This is a genomic window from Paenibacillus sp. 01T47 (genome assembly GCF_056398245.1).
In genome coordinates this window covers 63329-80355 of the sequence record NZ_JBFTPA010000021.1, presented here as the reverse complement: position 1 = coordinate 80355, position 17027 = coordinate 63329, and the positions used below count along the sequence as shown (strand labels likewise).

Sequence of the window (17027 nt, the reverse complement as noted above, 5' to 3'; positions counted from 1 at the left end):
GTGGACGGTTTTAATATGGGCTGACTATCATTATTGGCTTCGTTTTCTTTGGGAACGCGTTTGAGCTTGAGGGGGTTCACTTGAAGCATTCGCAGAGGCTTTCTGCGAACGGCTGCTCTTCGAACGCTTGGAACGTTTTGCCTGAGAGGAAGAATCAGTAGTAACAATCTCCTTCGGATTGCGTCCATTTAACAAGTCGCCAGTCCAGCCTTTCTTCCAAAGCCATAAATACATGAAAATCGTTACGAATAAAATAAATACGTTCATCGCTGTAAAGCTCCACTTATTATCTTTAAATGGCAGGATCTCGAAGTTAACGCCCCATATACCGCCTATAATCGTAGCAGGCAGGAACAAGACAGTAAATATCGTGAGCGTCTTCATAATATCGTTGCCGCGAAAGTTTGAGATGGCATCGTCCATTGAGATCAAGGTATCTATTTCCAGTGCGTAATGCTTCAGAAGCGCTTCGATTCTCTCCAGCTTATGCGTAATGCGCTTAAAGCTGTCCGTCTCGGTGAGTTCATCCATGAAAGCTTCCTGTGCAGCACTATGTACTTCTCTAATCGGAATGAAAAGATGACTCCAATGAAGCAAATCGTAACGCCTCTCAAAAATAGTATCGATAAGGCCGGTACGATTCTCATTGCGCATCGTCGTTTCAAGCTCTCCGAGTCTTTTTTCAAAACCATCAAGACCAGCATGGAACGTTTCCAAAATAATGCTAAGCATAATAAATAACGCTTCAGGAGCTGATTCGCAGCTCTCGAACTTTAGGTTATGGTCAATGGACTGAAGTCGGAGCGGAATGCGCATGTCATCATGCATCGTCAGCAGCCGGTCTTCTGTCAGCCAGAAGTGAAAAGGTTGAATATCCGATTGGTCGTCCGACACTTGGAACATAACAGTGCCATATAGCAGCTTCTGCGAATGCGTCGCACCGCCAACGGATATATTGTTTGTTCTTCTGCCTGCGCATTCATCAATCCATGACGCACATTCCGGAAATAGCTGCTTGAGCTCATCTCTCTGCTGCTGAGCCGCTTCCTGTTCCTGTTTGGTAATGGCTTTAATGGTCTTTTGTCCTTCGCTTGAAGAAACGGTTTGCCTTTGTGCACCTTTCCTGCTGGGCAAGGGCTCATTCCTTACGGTTTGCTGCCTCGCTTGCTGCAGTACATGCCATTCCCATCCTGCGGGATAGCGAAGCATCCGATGAATCATCGCTCTGCCTCCTGCTTGTCCGATTTTCCAATATCTATTCCTCCATCATACCGCGAACTTCAATGATGCACAACCTGATCATTTGATAACACAAAACCTTCGTTATTTCATGTCAAATTTCAACATAATACGACTTAATCCGCCATAAGAAGGGCATACCAAGATTAGTATGCAACATAAGGAGGATAAGGCAATGGCAAAAAAAATAGGCATATTTGAAACGGAGCAGCAAGTCATAACGGCTATTGAACAGCTGGAGCAAGCGGGCTTCGTTCAAGGCGAGCTAAAAGTCATAGCGAAAGATTCTGAGCATTCTAGGCGCGTAGAAGCAGAGAGCGATGTCCATGTGGACGAGCTTAGAGAGCTCGAAGATATACCTGACCGTCAAGGTTTAGGTAGTCTTGGCATGGCTGCTGCTGCTGGGTTTGCAGGAGCTGGCATGAATGCTGTTTATGGCATGACAGGTTACGGGACAGCGCCTTATGCTGCCGGAGGTTTTCCTTTTGCAGCGGCAATTCTGCTTGGCGATGACGATCACAGTGGAACGCTGCAGTCGCTTGGTCTTGAAAATGAAGAAGTTCGATTGTGCAGTGATGCTCTGCAAAGCGGTTCATTAATCGTTATTGTTGAAACTCTGGAAAGCAAATCGTTGTTTGACAAGGATGGCGGTCCAGATTTATCACGGCTGGGGGCGGCAGAAGCTGTTTTTCGCGCCTGCAATGCCTCCAGCGTTATTGCTGGCGAATAGCTGCTGGTAACATCAGAAAGATAATATAGAGAAGTCTCACTAATCGCGCAGAAGCTATTTTTGCCGATAGGTGAGGCTTTTTAATTATGTATATAAGCCGTCCGACGGACGGCAGCCGCAATGAAAAGTTGTATCATTTATGTTGTGGATCATACATTTGCTAAGGATTTGCGATCCAGCTTTACGATTTCAGTTAATGGATGCTCTTCACCGACAATTAGATTACGCAGCAAATGGGATGCAAGCATGTTGTATACGGTACCGTTGCCTCCATAACCTAAGCAATAATAAACATTTTTCCATGCAGGATCAGCACCTATAAAGGGCAAGCCGTCACGCGATTCGCCGAAGGTGCCGCACCATTCATAGGCAATGGGAGCCTGCAGCTCGGGAAATAAAGCCTTTAGCTGGCTGTGCAGCTTATTGCTGCGTTTCCTAAGTTCTTTATCGCTGTGAATGGGATTTTCAGTATGCTCATCCAAGCCGCCGACAACAACGCGGCCATCAATAGTCGTTCGCATATACAAATAGGGACGGGCGGTTTCCCATACGAGGAAGCGTTCATGCCAGCTTTGAAGACTTGGTTGAACTTCAGTGACAAGCGCGAAGGAGCGATTCAGCTCCGCCTTGATCAGCTTGCCGCGAAGCTCTTCAGGCTCATACCCTACAGCATAAACAACATGCTCTGCTTCAATTTCATAACCGTCAGCGGTTTTTAAAAGATGGAGACCGCTTGGCAGCGTTTCATGTGCTACGACATCGGTTTGCTCATAAATCTCAAGCCCAGCTTCAGCGGCATCGTTTGCTACACCGTTTACGAACTGATAAGGATTTACCTCTGCGTCGCCGTGTGCAACGATCGCACCTGGCTTCTGGAACGGAAAATGTTTGGCGATGTCGCTCGGGGACCAGAATTCGACTTCAAGTCCACAAGCCTTTAAAGCCTCATATTCCCTTTTGAGTTTAGGAAGCTCCTGCTCTGATGAGGCATAATATAGGCTTTTTCTTCTAATGAAACCTACATCGACAGAAAGGGATTTAGCAGTTTTTTCGAGCATTTGGACTGCATCTCTGCACGCTTTATAGAAGATTTGGGCATCCCGCTCCCCGATTTGGTCGATGAGATCGCAAAGCATAATATCGTTGCAAAATTGCAGGAGGCCTGTATTTGCTGAGGTGCTTCCGCCGGCTACCTGTCCCCGTTCAAGCATAATGGTGGAAAGGCCGCTTTTATTGAATACAGAAGAACAAATCGTACCTGACATCCCGCCGCCTATAACAGCTACTTGTGTTTTTTTGTTCTGCCGCAAGGGCGCATACACCTTGGGATTGTTTAATGTAGCCGGCCAATATAAGTTACCGGTATGCAGCTCTTTCATAGATCATCACTCCCTACGATAGTATTACCCGAATTTACGAATATGAAGCGATCGGGAGCTGATACTAGCAAGAGGATGGATATTCAGCTAAACGGCGCTGCTTAGTCTCCTAAATTCCGCATCGCCATGCGGTATGCTGTAGGAGATTGGCCATGAAGCCGGCGGAATTGTTTGGAGAAGTACAGAGCATCCTGTAGACCGACTGATGCGGAAATTTGTTCGATGGTCAGCTCTGGCCGTTCCCTCAGCATGCGGCGTGCCTTATCGATTCGGAGCTTGAGCAGGAAAGTAACGGGAGATACGCCAATGCGCTGCTTGAACAAACGGGACAAGTACGCTCTATTGTAGCCAAGCGATTCCGCCATTTGTTCAATGGAGACTGGATGGGCATACTGCGTTGATAAGTAATGGATGACTTGTTGAAGCAAGTGATCGCCTTCTGCTTGAGGGGTACGGATTTCATTGCCGTTTTGGGTATTAAGCACGCTTTTGTATTCTGCAAGGAGCAAATGCAAATAACCTACGGCTCTCATATCAGACGCAGCGCCTCCCCGCCGAAAGGTATCATAGATTTGACGAAACAATGCAGCGGCTCGCCGCTTATCTGGCGTAAACACTACCTGCTGCTCGGCTGTTAAGCCAGCGGTTGCAACGAGATCGGCGGACAATGTTCCATGAAATGCGACCCAGCGATATTTCCATGGCGTGTCACCGTCAGATTCATAACTGATTAATTGTTCCGGCTCAATTAAGAACGTATGCCCTGCACGAAGTTCATGCTTAACCTCATCACAAATAAAGATGCCCGTTCCTTCCAGTACGATGTGCATCAAATAGAAGTCATAAACCTTGGGACCAAGCCGGTGGTACGGCTTCGTTTGGCTCTCGCCAGCAAATAATACATTGAGTGGGGAGTTTTTGCCATCACTGATAACGGGATTGGAGGCTACGGTATACATATCCTGCTGCATTTTACTTTACACCTGCTTTACAGTGGAATGCGAAGATGAACAATTGTAGAGTTTATACTATCATAGCATGTCCGATGTTTATGCGAGAAGTCACATTAATCCATATAAAAAGCACTTGCCGCCATTTAGTTTTACTGCTGCTTCCCGTATACTAAAGTTGTTATCCAAACATACAAAATCGATATAAAAAGGAACGTGATAGCAAATGGCAAACATTGAAGCGCTAACACAGCAGTTCATACAACAATACGGCGGAGACGCAAGCGACATCGCTGTATTTCATGCTCCAGGCCGCGTAAACTTGATCGGTGAGCATACAGATTACAACGGCGGCTACGTATTCCCAGCTGCACTTACTTTCGGAACGACGCTTCTTATCCGCAAACGCCCAGATCATCAGCTTGGTCTGGCGACAACAAACTTCCCAGCGTCAAAAAGCTTCTCGCTCGACACGATTGTGTATGACGAGGCTGACGACTGGATGAACTATCCTAAAGGAATTGTTCATGAGCTTTTGCAAGCAGGCGTGAAATTCTCCAGCGGCTACGACTTGCTGTATCATGGCGAAATTCCAAATGGTGCAGGACTTTCCTCCTCTGCATCCATTGAGGTCGTAACAGCTTTTGCACTGCAAACAGTTGAGGGACTTCCAACTGATAAAGTGAAAATCGCATTGCTGTCACAAAAATCCGAAAACGAGTTTAATGGCGTGCAATGCGGCATCATGGACCAATTCGCGGTAGCAAACGGCAAAAAGGACCATGCCATCCTGCTCATGTGCGATACGCTGGAATATGATCTCATTCCATTTGATTCCGGCAGCTATAAGCTGGTAATAGGCAATACGAACAAACGCCGCGGCTTGGTTGACTCCGCTTATAATGAGCGCCGCGCACAATGCGAGCAGGCGGTAGAGGATCTTAAAGCAGCATTCCCTGAGCTTACGCTTCTTGGACAGATTAATCTGGAGCAATTTAACTCTGCAAAACATCTGATCAAGGATGAAACAGTTCGCAAACGCGCACAGCATGTTGTAGAGGAAATTGACCGTGTACTGCAATCAATCAAGGCATTGAAAGCAAACGATCTTGCGCAGTTTGGACAATTAATGAACGGCTCACACGATTCGCTGCGCGATCTTTACGAAGTAACGGGTGCTGAGCTGGATGCCATGGTTGCGGCTGCTCGCCTCGTACCAGGCGTACTAGGTTCGCGTATGACGGGCGCAGGCTTCGGCGGATGTACGGTTTCGCTCGTTCACGAAGACAGCGTTGAAGCGTTCCAAGCAGAGGTAGGCCGCAAGTATAATGAAGCAACAGGCTTAACTGCTGACTTCTATGTATGCACAATCGGAAATGGCGTAGAGCGCCTAGTATAAATAGCATGATCATGCGACACCAAATGGAGAGGGGAAATGAATCATGGCAGTATTAGTAACTGGAGGGGCTGGCTACATCGGCTCGCATGCAGTAGCGGCATTGCAGGAACGCGGCGAGGAAATCGTTATCGTCGATAACTTGCAGCAGGGTCACCGCAAGGCATTGCTTGGAGGCAAGCTGTATGAAGGTGATCTTCGCGATGCAGCTTTCATGGATACCGTCTTTAAGGAAAATGAAATCGATGCAGTGATCCACTTTGCAGCGAATTCGCTTGTTGGCGAAAGCATGAAGGACCCAGGCAAATATTATCACAATAACGTATTTGGTACGCTTTGTCTGCTTGAGAAAATGAATGAATACAATGTTCGTAAAATCGTATTCTCTTCGACAGCTGCTACTTACGGCGAACCGGAGAACGTGCCGATCGACGAGTACGATCGCACGCTTCCGACGAATGCTTATGGCGAAACGAAGCTTGCGATGGAAAAAATGATGAAATGGTTCGATGTTGCTCATAACATCAAATTTGTTTCGCTTCGTTACTTCAATGCGGCGGGCGCTCATGAGAGCGGGAAAATCGGCGAGGACCATAGCCCGGAAACCCATTTGATTCCTATCGTGCTCCAAGCAGCGCTTGGTCAACGTCCTCATATTTCGGTATTTGGAGAAGACTATGAGACGCCAGACGGTACGTGTGTCCGTGATTATATTCATGTAAGCGACCTTGCCGATGCCCATGTGCTTGCAGTGGATCGTCTTCGCAGCGGAGCTGAAAGCTCTGTATACAATTTAGGCAACGGAACAGGCTTTTCTGTCAAACAAGTTATTGAAATTGCGCGCACAGTGACTGGCAAAGAAATCCCTGCTGTGTTCGAAGCTCGCCGTGCGGGCGACCCTGCTATTCTTGTTGCTTCATCAGATCGTGCTCGCAAGGAGCTGGGCTGGAATCCGAAGCGGGATAAGCTTGAGGACATTATCAAAAGCGCTTGGAGCTGGCATGAAGCGAATCCAAATGGATACAACGACTAGGGTTGACGCTTAAAGGAAAGGAGCTGCATCACCTTGGAAACTAAACAACAAGCAACATCAGCAAACGATGCGCTGATTCTTATAGAACGCTTGCTGCAATTTGGATTGCAGCGCAATCTGCTGAACGATCAGCTTGATACGCATGCAGCGAGAAACGAACTGCTAGATCTCTTTCACTTTACTGAGCCTTTTGAAGGCCAAGTGCCGGAGGAGCGACTCGAAAGCGCAGTACCGCTTCTGGAGCCGCTGCTTGACTATGGTTACGCAATCGGACTCATTCCAGATAATACGACGACATATCGCGATTTGCTTGATGCTCGCATTATGGGCTTCTTGCTGCCGCGTCCTTCTGAAGCCAGCGCTGCATTTCAGCGTTTGGCGAAGGAGCAGGGGCTAAAAGCAGCTACGGACGCATTCTACAACCTGAGCATCGATTCGAACTACATTCGGATGGACCGCATTCGCAAAAACCTTTATTGGCTGCACGAGACAGAATTCGGAAATCTTGAGATTACGATTAATCTCTCGAAGCCCGAGAAAGATCCGAAGGAGATTGCGCTGCTCAAAACGATGCCGCAGGCGAAATATCCGAAGTGCTTGCTCTGCGTAGAAAACGTTGGTTATGCTGGCCGTCCTGATCATCCGGCTCGTCAAAACCTGCGTGTCCTGCCGCTCACGCTGCAAGAAGAGCAGTGGTATCTGCAATATTCACCGTATGTTTATTACAATGAGCACAGCATCATTTTCAAAGGCGCACATGAGCCGATGGTTATTTCGCATTCTTCATTCGCGAGACTGCTCGACTTCGTGGAATTGTTTCCGCATTATTTCATTGGCTCGAACGCTGATTTGCCGATAGTCGGCGGATCGATTCTAAGCCATGATCATTTCCAAGGCGGCCACCATGTGTTTCCGATGGAAGCTGCATCAACAGATACGCTGTTTACTGATCCTAAGCTGCCAGGCTTGCGCTTTGGCATCGTGAACTGGCCAATGTCAGTCGTTCGGGTTAACGGGACGTCCAAAGCGGATGTTCATCGTGCAGCTTGCCGTATTCTCGACGAATGGCGTAATTATAGCGATGAGGCTGTAGATGTGCAGGCATTTACGAAGCAGCCCGATGGCACAAATACTCCGCATAACACCATTACGCCTATTGCACGTCTACGGGACAATGGCGAGTATGAGATTGATCTAGTGCTTCGCAACAACCGCACGAGCGAAGAGCATCCGGACGGTATTTTCCATCCGCATCAGCATTTGCATCATGTGAAGAAAGAAAATATCGGTTTGATCGAAGTCATGGGACTTGCAGTACTGCCAGGACGCTTGAAGGATGAACTGGAGCAAATTGCAGCTTATTTGTCAGGGGCATCAGCTGCTGTTCCAGAAGAGCTTCATGCGGACTTTCATCCGCTCCATAAGCATGCGGAGTGGCTGCTAGCTCTAATCGATCGTTTTGGATCTTCAAATACTGCTGAACAAGCGAAAAAAATCGTTGAAGCTGAAACGGGCAGCAAGTTTCTAGAGGTGTTGAAGGACGCAGGCGTATACAAGCGCACAGCTGATGGCTCCGCAGCCTTCGAACGTTTCTTAACGTCTATAGGGCTCCAAAGAGCATAAAATTATAAAACCTTTATCCACGCGGGCCACTAGCGATTGGATGGAGGTTTTTTGTTATCAAGCTTAAAAATGAAGCAATTTATATAATGTTTTATAATCATGCATTGTGAAATTATATTAATTTGTAAAGTGACAAAATTTATGGTATTTTTTATAGAATAAACAAACCTTTTTGAATTATATTTTTATTTCTCTATAAACTATTTATCGGAGGGGTCAAGATGTCCGAAAAAATGCTGCCGTTGGACGACTTTTTGCAGCTTAGCACTGATGAGCAAGTGGAAAAATTAAAGCGTTGGAAGATGGATTACACGCTTAAAGACATTCGGGAAGCTTGGAACTTCAAGCATTCCGCGCAATATTATATGCTGCTGAAGAAGCTTCGGATTTACGAAAGAGTTGTTAATAAATCAGATAAGTTTTATCCCGTCCAAGAGCAGCTCATAACGAGAACGAATGCTGGCGGAGAGCGCGGCTGGACCGGGCAGTCTGCTTTCGCGGAGCGCAAGCTTCCGTCGGATAGCTTCGATTACCATTTAAATACGACGCTAAGCGGACCTGCACTTGCAGACAAGCTGGAGCGAATCGCACATTTTCTAAAAGGCGAGCACAAAGAAGTATCAATAAAGCTGTCTATAGAAGCTGCGGAAATAGAAGTGGAAGAGCGGGAGTAAATACTGAATGAACAATAAAAAGAACCGAGTTCGGCGAAGTTGCCTGGCTCGGTTCTTCTTTTGTAGAAAAATGAAAATAAATGTCTGATACTGGAATATTATGTTTGTAAATAGTTTATTGCAAACGCAGCTTTCCAAGCTCGGAAACGAGCGCTTCTACCTCGCTGATGCTGAATTTCTCTTTTGAAGCGACTACTTCGTACAGATCTTTTATATCCTCATATTTATTGAGATCAAAGTTAGATGCCTGCATCGCTGCAGCGGAAGCCATTTTCAGCTTTGTTTTGATAACTTCAATCATAAACGCTACATTTTCTTGCGTTTGTAAGTCTAAATTCGTCATGGAGTGCCTCCTAAAGTTTTTGCGAGCCGAATTCGGCTTCGGAAATGGGCTTGTTCGAACGTTTTGCAATGCTGCAATTGTAACATGTTTCAAACGAGAATGACCACAAATTGAACAGTATCTTAAAATTGGATACAATTGAACAAGATACGATTGGCAATCGAAGACAGGGCAGGTGCAATACGACGGAACAGCTAACGAGCAGTGAATTGGAGTCCTTTTTTTGTGCCATTGCAAATAAGTATATGAATCGCAGCGGCATTGTATTTGTATGTATAGGAAGTGATCGTTCCACAGGGGACTCTCTTGGTCCATTAGTGGGAACGATGCTTAGGGAGAGAGGTTGGCCGAATGTCATTGGAACATTGGACAATCCATGTGATGCGCATGCGGTTCAGCAAGCCGCTCAGTCGCTGCATAAAGATGACGTTGTCATTGCCATTGATGCATGCCTTGGCAAACCAACCTCCATCGGACGTTTTATTTTGCACGAAGGACCGCTTGAGCCAGGAAAGGCAATCGGCCGCAGACTTCCAGCAATTGGGCATTATAGTATTGCAGGCGTAGTAAATGCTAACGGACCCAAGGCTTACTGGATGCTGCAAACGACTTCACTTTACCAAGTGATGCGTATGGCAAGCGAGATCGCGTGCGCGGTAGATTCAGCTTGGGGCCAGCATTCGGATAGCTTGTCATATGTTAATCAAGCATTACAAATTCCATCCGTGTAGAGGAGCATGAACAAATGACAAATGAAAATAGCAAAGAAGTATACTCAATCGCACAGCGTAAGCTTTTTTTGAATAACGGATTGGAGCTTGCATATTATGATTCCCATCCGGATGACGGAGGCGCGGCGGATGGCATTAGCGAGGTTGTCGTTTTGCTGCATGGCTACTGCGGAAGCTCTTCCTATTGGGAGCATATCTTGGATGGGCTAGAGCAATCTGTACGTATTATTGCGCCAGACGCACGCGGGCATGGAAGAAGCTCTGCGCCAAGTGATGAGGTTTATACGATGGAGTTGTATGCGGAGGATATTGCTGAGCTGCTTATCAAGCTGCAAATTCATAATGCAGTATTGCTTGGGCATTCCTTAGGGGGCTATATTACTCTTGCATTCGCTGAAAAATATGCGAAGAAGCTTTCTGGCTTTGGCCTGATCCATTCAACAGCGCTAGCAGATAGTGACGCTGCCAAAGAAAACCGTGATAAAGCAGCAGCGGCTCTCGAGCAAGATGGCGTGAAGACATTTGTTGATGGTCTTATTCCTAAGCTGTTTGCTCCCGATAATGTGGAGGCTTTGTCCGCTGAGGTTGAGCAAGGGAAGAAAATAGGCTATGGCACATCCCTGCAAGGCGCAATCGGCACTGCAAAAGGAATGAAGGCACGTCCAAACCGGACGCAGGTAATCGAGCAATCTGAGCTGCCTGTACTTCTTGTTGCAGGGGTGTCAGATAAGGTTATTCCGGTGGAAAGTGTTTTTGCAGCATCAAACGGCTGGGCCGTGAAAGTGGAGCTTGGCAGCGCAGGTCATATGGGAATGATCGAAGAGCCGAAGCAATTGATCAATGCTATTCTTAGCTTTGTAAAGAATAAGCAGCAGTAGTTTGGCGAGAGGGGGAACCAGATGTTTCAGCGCGATTATTTCATGCGAATGATTGAGCAAATGACAGAAGCAGTCGGTCAAATTATGAATTTGAGGCGAGAGCGCAAGCACGAGGAGGCTTTGCTCTACATCGATGAGCTTCTTGATACAAAGTTTAGGCTAAGCAGTAAGCTTATTCGTTCCCTTTCGGATGAAGACTTACTAAAAATGATGACGACGAACGGAATCCTGGAAACGGATCATTTGCAAGCCATCGCTCTTCTGATGAAGCAGGAAGCTGAATTGACTGCCGACTTGGGACGTGAGGATGAGAGCTTCATCGCGTATGTGAAGTCGCTGCATTTGTTTCTAAGATTATCGCTAGTAGATGCGGCGCCAACGATTACCGAGCCCCGCGAACAAATAAAAGAGCTGCTTGAGCGGCTGAAGCCTTATGAATTGCCCCTAGCAACGAAACGTTTGTTAATGGAATGGCTTGAAGCAGAAGGGCGTTATGACGCTGTTGAAAATATGATGCATGAGCTGCTTGAAGATAACGCGCTGACGAACGAGGAAGCAGAAGCAGCCTATAAACGAATATTGTTGCAACCAGACGAACGGCTTGAAGCGGGAGGGCTGCCGCGCGAGGAGATAGAGCAGGGAATTGAAGACCTTGCCAAGCAGCAAACAGACGATATAGCATAAGCGTACGTATAATGAGCTTAGCTTCAAAACTGATTTAGGAGTGATTGGACAGCATGACGGAACAATGGCAGCAAGAAATTACGAAATGGATCACTGGCAAAGAGCTGCTGCAGGCTACGCTTAGCCAGCCGAAGCGGAAGGACGGAACCGCAGCGCCTAAAACAATCATTCGTCCCATTGAGATGAAGAACGGCTTGTTTTATCAATTTGAATATCATTTTGCGAACAAGGTTACGCATGACAATATTGCTGAGCCGCAAGCGGCTGAGCGAGTCATCGATTTGCTGCAGGAGAACTACCGTCAGGCGCTTGTAAAAACGAACGAGGCTGACGTTCAATTGCTCTTTAGCAAAAAAGGGAAAGCGGCTATTTTAAAGAAACCGCCAACTGGTGATTCGAGCAAAGCGAATTTGCAGCATAATCGGCAGAAACAGCGTATTTTGTCCGAGAGTCAAGCGGCCCCTTTTCTTGTTGAGCTTGGCATTATGACGCAGGAAGGGCTTGTCCACGCCAAAAAACAGGATAAATACAGACAAATCAATCGTTTTCTAGAGATGGTAACGGATGTGCTTGCGTATTTGCCAACGGACAGGGAAATTACGATCGTTGATTTTGGCTGCGGCAAATCTTATTTGACGTTTGCGCTTTACCATTTGCTTGCAGTGGAGCAGAAGCGGAATATTAACATTATTGGACTTGACTTGAAAGCCGACGTCATTGCTTTCTGTTCGGAGCTTGCGGAGAAGCTGGGTTATGACAAGCTTAAGTTTCTCGTAGGAGACATTGCTGAATATGAAGAGCTGCAAGCTGCTGATATGGTTGTCACTCTGCATGCATGCGACACGGCTACGGATGCTGCGCTTGCCAAAGCTGTTAATTGGGGAGCCTCCGTTATTATGTCGGTACCTTGCTGCCAGCATGAGCTGTTCAAGCAGGTAAAGAGTGATGTTCTATCTCCGTTACTTTCTCAAGGCCTGCTGAAGGAGCGTTTTTCCGCACTCGCCACGGATGCCGCAAGAGGAACTTTGCTGGAGGTTTTGGGGTATAAGGTTTCGATGCTGGAATTTGTAGATCCAGAGCATACGCCAAAAAATCTGCTCATTCGCGCGGTCCGTTCAGAGCAGCATGGGCTTTCTATGAAAAAATGGGAAGAGTATGAGCAATTTCGTCAGTTTCTGAACATTTCCCCGTCGCTGGAGCATATGCTTTCCGAACGATGGCCTAATCATATCTCCAAATAATATTGCTTATTGGCGAATGTTACACTTTGAATTTTTTGAGGGTAAGCAATTGTCGATAGTATTAACATTTGCTACAATGGAAGAAGATGGCTATCAAATGAATGGGTGAACCGTATTGGAATGGATGATCTGGCTAGACTTTAGTATGTTTCTAGTGCTGCTCGGCTTGTTTTTCTACGTGTTTGCCTCCAGCAACGTTACGATTTTGCATCGTATGTATTTGACTTTGCATGTCGTTTTTATGTGTTGGACGCTTTTTCAATTTGCGTCCCAGACGACAACTTCTGCGCTCTTTAGACTATTTTACGTTTCCATATCGTATGTAGGGCTTTCTCTGCTTGGAATTGGATGGTTCGTATTCATCGTATATCTCACCGGCCAGTCGTATGTTATACGAAAGAGCCGGTTGTTCATTTTAGCGATGCCCGCGCTTATTTCTGTAGCTGTGGTTATCATTAACCCAAATGGCATGTTTCTACGAATTAACGATCAGCTAAGTCCGCTCAAGCAGCTAGAGCAAGGGCCGTTGTACTGGATTATGATTACGCAATTAATTGTTTATGTAACCGTTTCTTTTGTTATTATGTTCTACAAGCTGCGCGGCGAAAATTCGGTACGGCAGCGCACATTAATCAAAACCGCAATAAACGGTATGTTTGTACTCGTTTCGTTTGCTATTACAGATTTATTTATCAATGTTCTATTAATTGAAAAAATGAATCAATATATTCCGCTTATTTCAGTAGGAATGGCTGTTGCCGCTGTTTATTTGGTACATGCCATTAGACGGAACAAAGTACTCGATATTATTCAAACCGTACAAAGAGATGTAATGAATACGATGTCGATGGGTATTATCGTGCTCGATGAGAACGATATAATCATTGATGTAAATAAAGTAATAAAGCCGATTCTGAGGCTGCGCATTGGCGATAAGTTTAATTCCGCTCATTTAGGACCGCAATTTAAAGGCGAGGTTACTAGAGATATTGCTGCTTTTTTTGAAGAGCAGAATAAGCGTCCGATGGACAGGCTTGAGATGGAAATTGCAATTCAGCATGACAAGCATAGGCATATTATCGTACAGTCTGCGCCTATATTGAACAATAAGAAGACATTGGTAGGCAGAGTACTGACCTTCCAAGATGTGACGGAGCTTCGCCTGCTAGTCGAAGAAACGAATGTTCAGAACGAGCTGCTTCAGGATCGGAATCGCGATCTGCTTATTATGCAGGACGAGCTGTTTCAAGCGAATAAGAAGCTGGAGCATATGGCGATTACTGACGGTTTGACCGGTTGCTATAATCGGCGTTACTTGCTTCATCAATTGGAGCAAGAAGTGATTGCTAATATTCGTTATGGCATACCCTTTTCTATATTTTTATTTGACCTCGATCATTTTAAATTGATTAATGATAAATATGGCCACTTAATTGGTGATGAGGTGCTTTGCGGTACGGTTGATGCCGTTAGAGGAGTTCTGCGATTTACGGATATATTAGCTCGTTATGGCGGAGAAGAATTTACGGTGTATTTGCCGCATACCAACCGAGACCAAGCCGATCAGATAGCGGAGATTCTTATGGAATCGGTTGAGCAAAATAAAATAAACACGGGAACCTCTGAGGAGCCGGTATCGGTAACGATAAGCATGGGCGTAATCTCTATTGAACATGTTGACCCAACCGATTTAGTAGATCCAAAAGCTTTTTTAAGAGAGTTGCTTGCACAGGCAGATGCCGCATTATATGAGGCCAAGTATAATGGACGTAATCGGATTGTTAAACGAAAATTAGCCTAGCAGCCTGAACAATATGTTTAGGCTTTTTCGTGTTTGCTGCATAGTCAGTTGGACATAGTTCTGATAAAATGGATTTGATCCGGTTACAATCGCTAAACTATCAAAGGCGGGAACTAATCTAATGAGAAAAACGCAGATTGGAATGGTCAAGCCGGGAGACAAGGTGGCTAAACCCATTTTTCAAGAAAACGGCAACGTGCTTCTAGGAGAAGGGGTTGAATTGAATGATCGTTACATCGATCGATTGCGGAACTTAGGCATCGATTTTCTATTCATAGAGGATGGGTTGACGGAGGATCTGATTCCTGAAGATACGATCCGTGATGAAACGCGTAAGCAAGCGGTCGATACTATTTACAAAACGATGAACTCCTTCAAAGACCAGACCGTAACAAAAGGGCGAACGATCGCACCGGATATGGGCCGCAATTTTCGGGCGGTATTCGGCCAAATTATGCAGGATTTATCCTCAAGACCAAACATGCTGGTTAATTTAACGAGCATTCATGCCATGGAAGGTTATTTATTTCAGCATTCCTTTAACGTTGCTGTGCTTTCAGGCATTATGGGCATGGCAAAGGGCTTTAATCGCAATCAGCTTGAAGAGCTTGGCATTGGCGCGCTGCTCTTCGATATTGGTATGACAAAGGTGCCGCCAAAGCTGCTGGCTCATACTGGCGGTTTATCGCTGGCGGAACGTGAAGTCATCAAAAGCCATGCGAAGGACGGGTTCGATATATTACGCAAGTATCACGATATATCTATCGTTTCTGCACACTGCGCGCTTCAGCATCATGAACGATTTAACGGATCAGGTTACCCGCGCGGGCTCAAGGAAAGTGAGATTCATATGTACGCTCAAATCGTAGGATTAGCGGACACTTTTGATGCATTAACTTCACCAAGACCTTATCGCAAACGGTACACGGCAAGCGAAGCGATTGAGTTTTTATTTGCTGCCGGCGGCACCTTTTTTGATCTGGACTTGATTAAGCTGTTCTGTCGGCATATATCAATATATCCAGTTTCGACTTCGCTTTTGCTTAGCACTGGTCAAGTTGGTGTCGTTTCAGAAAATACGGAGCTCGCTGTCCATCGTCCCCGTATACGAATTATTATGGAGCCAGACGGCACAATGCCGGCATCGCCTTATGAGATTGAGCTCAAGAACGAGCTTCATATTACAATCGTAAAGGAGTTGTAATTATTTTTTGTAGGAAATAGGCGCTATGTCTTTCGCGCTTACTTGAATATTAAACACGGATAGAAACCTTCTCTTAGAGGCAAATTGCTGCTAAAGTGGAAGGTTTCTTTTTTTGCAATAATGACAGAGTTGCTTTATATCTGGTACTTTTTAAGGTAAAATAATGAGAAATAGAGCTAATAGGGGGATGTGCGTACATTTATGGGATCATTACAGCACCACAAACTGTCCAAGCTCGAAGTGTTGCGAAGAGTGCTGTTTATTACACTAGGCGCTGCGCTCGTCTCAGTTGGGCTGGAAATCTTTCTAGTACCAAATCATATTATTGATGGTGGTATTGTCGGCATATCGATCATGGCCTCCTATTTAACGAAAGTGCCGCTTGGTCTTTTTCTCTTTCTTCTTAATCTTCCATTTTTGTTCCTTGGTTACAAGCAAATCGGCAAAACCTTTGCAATATCGACGCTGTACGGCGTTTCGGTCATGTCGCTAGGAACGTTTTTGCTTCATCCCGTACCGCCTCTTACGGTAGAGCCTTTTCTAGCTGCTATATTCGGCGGTGTCATTTTGGGCATTGGCGTTGGCATGGTTATTCGGTTTGGCGGATCGCTCGATGGTACCGAAATTGTTGCGATCGTGTTTAATAAGCGTATTCCTCTTTCGGTTGGCGAGACCGTTATGTTTTTCAACTTATTCATTCTCGGCAGTGCAGGCTTCGTGTTTGGCTGGGATCGGGCGATGTATTCGCTTATCGCGTATTATATTGCTTATAAATTGATTGATATTACGATCGAGGGCTTCGATGAATCCAAAGCGGTGTGGATCATTAGCGATGAAGCGAAGGAAATCGGCGCAGCGATTATGAGCCGTTTAGGACGCGGAGTTACTTACCTGCATGGCGAAGGCGGCTTTACTGGCGGCAGCAAACGCGTTATTTTTTGTGTCATTACGCGGCTTGAAGAGGCGAAGATGAAGTCGATTGTTCATGAGCTTGACCCTGTGGCGTTTCTTGCCGTCGGCAATATTCACGATGTGAAGGGCGGACGGTTTAAGAAACGGGATATTCACTAATGATGGTAGTAGGGCGTGTCTGAGAACTCTGAGGACAGCAAATTTTGCCG

General features: G+C 45.9%; 16 protein-coding genes. 12 read left to right on the top strand and 4 right to left on the bottom strand.

Annotation, left to right across the window (positions count from 1 at the left end; genetic code table 11):
* Window positions 1-30 precede the first annotated feature (30 nt).
* Window positions 31-1221, bottom strand: coding sequence for a magnesium transporter CorA family protein (locus AC1DOV_RS29110; RefSeq protein ID WP_441877422.1), 1191 nt, complete (start codon window positions 1219-1221; stop codon window positions 31-33).
* A gap of 193 nt (window positions 1222-1414) precedes the next feature.
* Here AC1DOV_RS29110 and AC1DOV_RS29105 point away from each other — a divergent pair, with 193 nt between their 5' ends.
* On the top strand, window positions 1415-1969 hold the full coding sequence (locus tag AC1DOV_RS29105) for a hypothetical protein (protein WP_477512769.1): 555 nt from the start codon (window positions 1415-1417) through the stop codon (window positions 1967-1969).
* Between the two features lie 149 nt (window positions 1970-2118).
* On the opposite strand, the gene AC1DOV_RS29100 is transcribed toward AC1DOV_RS29105, so the two are convergent.
* A complete protein-coding gene (locus tag AC1DOV_RS29100) occupies window positions 2119-3348 on the bottom strand; it encodes an NAD(P)/FAD-dependent oxidoreductase (RefSeq protein ID WP_477551696.1) in 1230 nt (409 codons plus the stop codon).
* Window positions 3349-3449: 101 nt separating this feature from the next.
* The gene (locus AC1DOV_RS29095; RefSeq protein ID WP_477551695.1) at window positions 3450-4319 is read right to left on the bottom strand and encodes an AraC family ligand binding domain-containing protein; all 870 of its coding nucleotides are present in this window, start codon (window positions 4317-4319) and stop codon (window positions 3450-3452) included.
* Between the two features lie 205 nt (window positions 4320-4524).
* Here AC1DOV_RS29095 and AC1DOV_RS29090 point away from each other — a divergent pair, with 205 nt between their 5' ends.
* From AC1DOV_RS29090 to AC1DOV_RS29075, 4 genes are all read left to right on the top strand, one after another.
* Window positions 4525-5697 (top strand): galactokinase, encoded by a 1173-nt coding sequence (locus AC1DOV_RS29090; RefSeq protein WP_477551694.1) that lies wholly within the window; start codon window positions 4525-4527, stop codon window positions 5695-5697.
* 43 nt (window positions 5698-5740) lie between these two features.
* The gene (gene galE, locus AC1DOV_RS29085; protein WP_441877407.1) at window positions 5741-6727 is read left to right on the top strand and encodes a UDP-glucose 4-epimerase GalE; all 987 of its coding nucleotides are present in this window, start codon (window positions 5741-5743) and stop codon (window positions 6725-6727) included.
* A 33-nt stretch (window positions 6728-6760) separates the two neighbouring features.
* Window positions 6761-8350, top strand: coding sequence for a UDP-glucose--hexose-1-phosphate uridylyltransferase (locus tag AC1DOV_RS29080; RefSeq protein ID WP_477551693.1), 1590 nt, complete (start codon window positions 6761-6763; stop codon window positions 8348-8350).
* Between the two features lie 221 nt (window positions 8351-8571).
* Window positions 8572-9024: a hypothetical protein gene (locus AC1DOV_RS29075; RefSeq protein WP_477551692.1), complete on the top strand. Its 453-nt coding sequence runs from the start codon at window positions 8572-8574 to the stop codon at window positions 9022-9024.
* A 115-nt stretch (window positions 9025-9139) separates the two neighbouring features.
* Here the strand turns inward: AC1DOV_RS29075 and AC1DOV_RS29070 are convergent, their stop codons facing one another.
* Window positions 9140-9367: a DUF1128 domain-containing protein gene (locus AC1DOV_RS29070; RefSeq protein ID WP_441877401.1), complete on the bottom strand. Its 228-nt coding sequence runs from the start codon at window positions 9365-9367 to the stop codon at window positions 9140-9142.
* A 110-nt stretch (window positions 9368-9477) separates the two neighbouring features.
* On the opposite strand from AC1DOV_RS29070, the gene yyaC reads away from it, so the two are divergent.
* The 7 genes from yyaC to AC1DOV_RS29035 all read left to right on the top strand — a co-directional run bounded on the left by yyaC (window position 9478) and on the right by AC1DOV_RS29035 (window position 16977).
* A complete protein-coding gene (yyaC, locus tag AC1DOV_RS29065; protein WP_477551691.1) occupies window positions 9478-10098 on the top strand; it encodes a spore protease YyaC in 621 nt (206 codons plus the stop codon).
* Between the two features lie 14 nt (window positions 10099-10112).
* Window positions 10113-10976: an alpha/beta fold hydrolase gene (locus AC1DOV_RS29060; protein ID WP_477551690.1), complete on the top strand. Its 864-nt coding sequence runs from the start codon at window positions 10113-10115 to the stop codon at window positions 10974-10976.
* Between the two features lie 21 nt (window positions 10977-10997).
* Window positions 10998-11660, top strand: a complete 663-nt coding sequence (locus tag AC1DOV_RS29055; RefSeq protein ID WP_441877392.1) for a DUF6483 family protein — start codon at window positions 10998-11000, stop codon at window positions 11658-11660.
* A 53-nt stretch (window positions 11661-11713) separates the two neighbouring features.
* Window positions 11714-12901, top strand: coding sequence for a class I SAM-dependent methyltransferase (locus AC1DOV_RS29050; protein WP_477551689.1), 1188 nt, complete (start codon window positions 11714-11716; stop codon window positions 12899-12901).
* 124 nt (window positions 12902-13025) lie between these two features.
* The gene (locus AC1DOV_RS29045) at window positions 13026-14702 is read left to right on the top strand and encodes a histidine kinase N-terminal 7TM domain-containing diguanylate cyclase (RefSeq protein ID WP_256710986.1); all 1677 of its coding nucleotides are present in this window, start codon (window positions 13026-13028) and stop codon (window positions 14700-14702) included.
* Between the two features lie 121 nt (window positions 14703-14823).
* Window positions 14824-15906: an HD-GYP domain-containing protein gene (locus AC1DOV_RS29040; protein WP_441877386.1), complete on the top strand. Its 1083-nt coding sequence runs from the start codon at window positions 14824-14826 to the stop codon at window positions 15904-15906.
* A 201-nt stretch (window positions 15907-16107) separates the two neighbouring features.
* Window positions 16108-16977 (top strand): YitT family protein, encoded by an 870-nt coding sequence (locus AC1DOV_RS29035; RefSeq protein ID WP_076269656.1) that lies wholly within the window; start codon window positions 16108-16110, stop codon window positions 16975-16977.
* The last annotated feature ends 50 nt before the right edge of the window (window positions 16978-17027 follow it).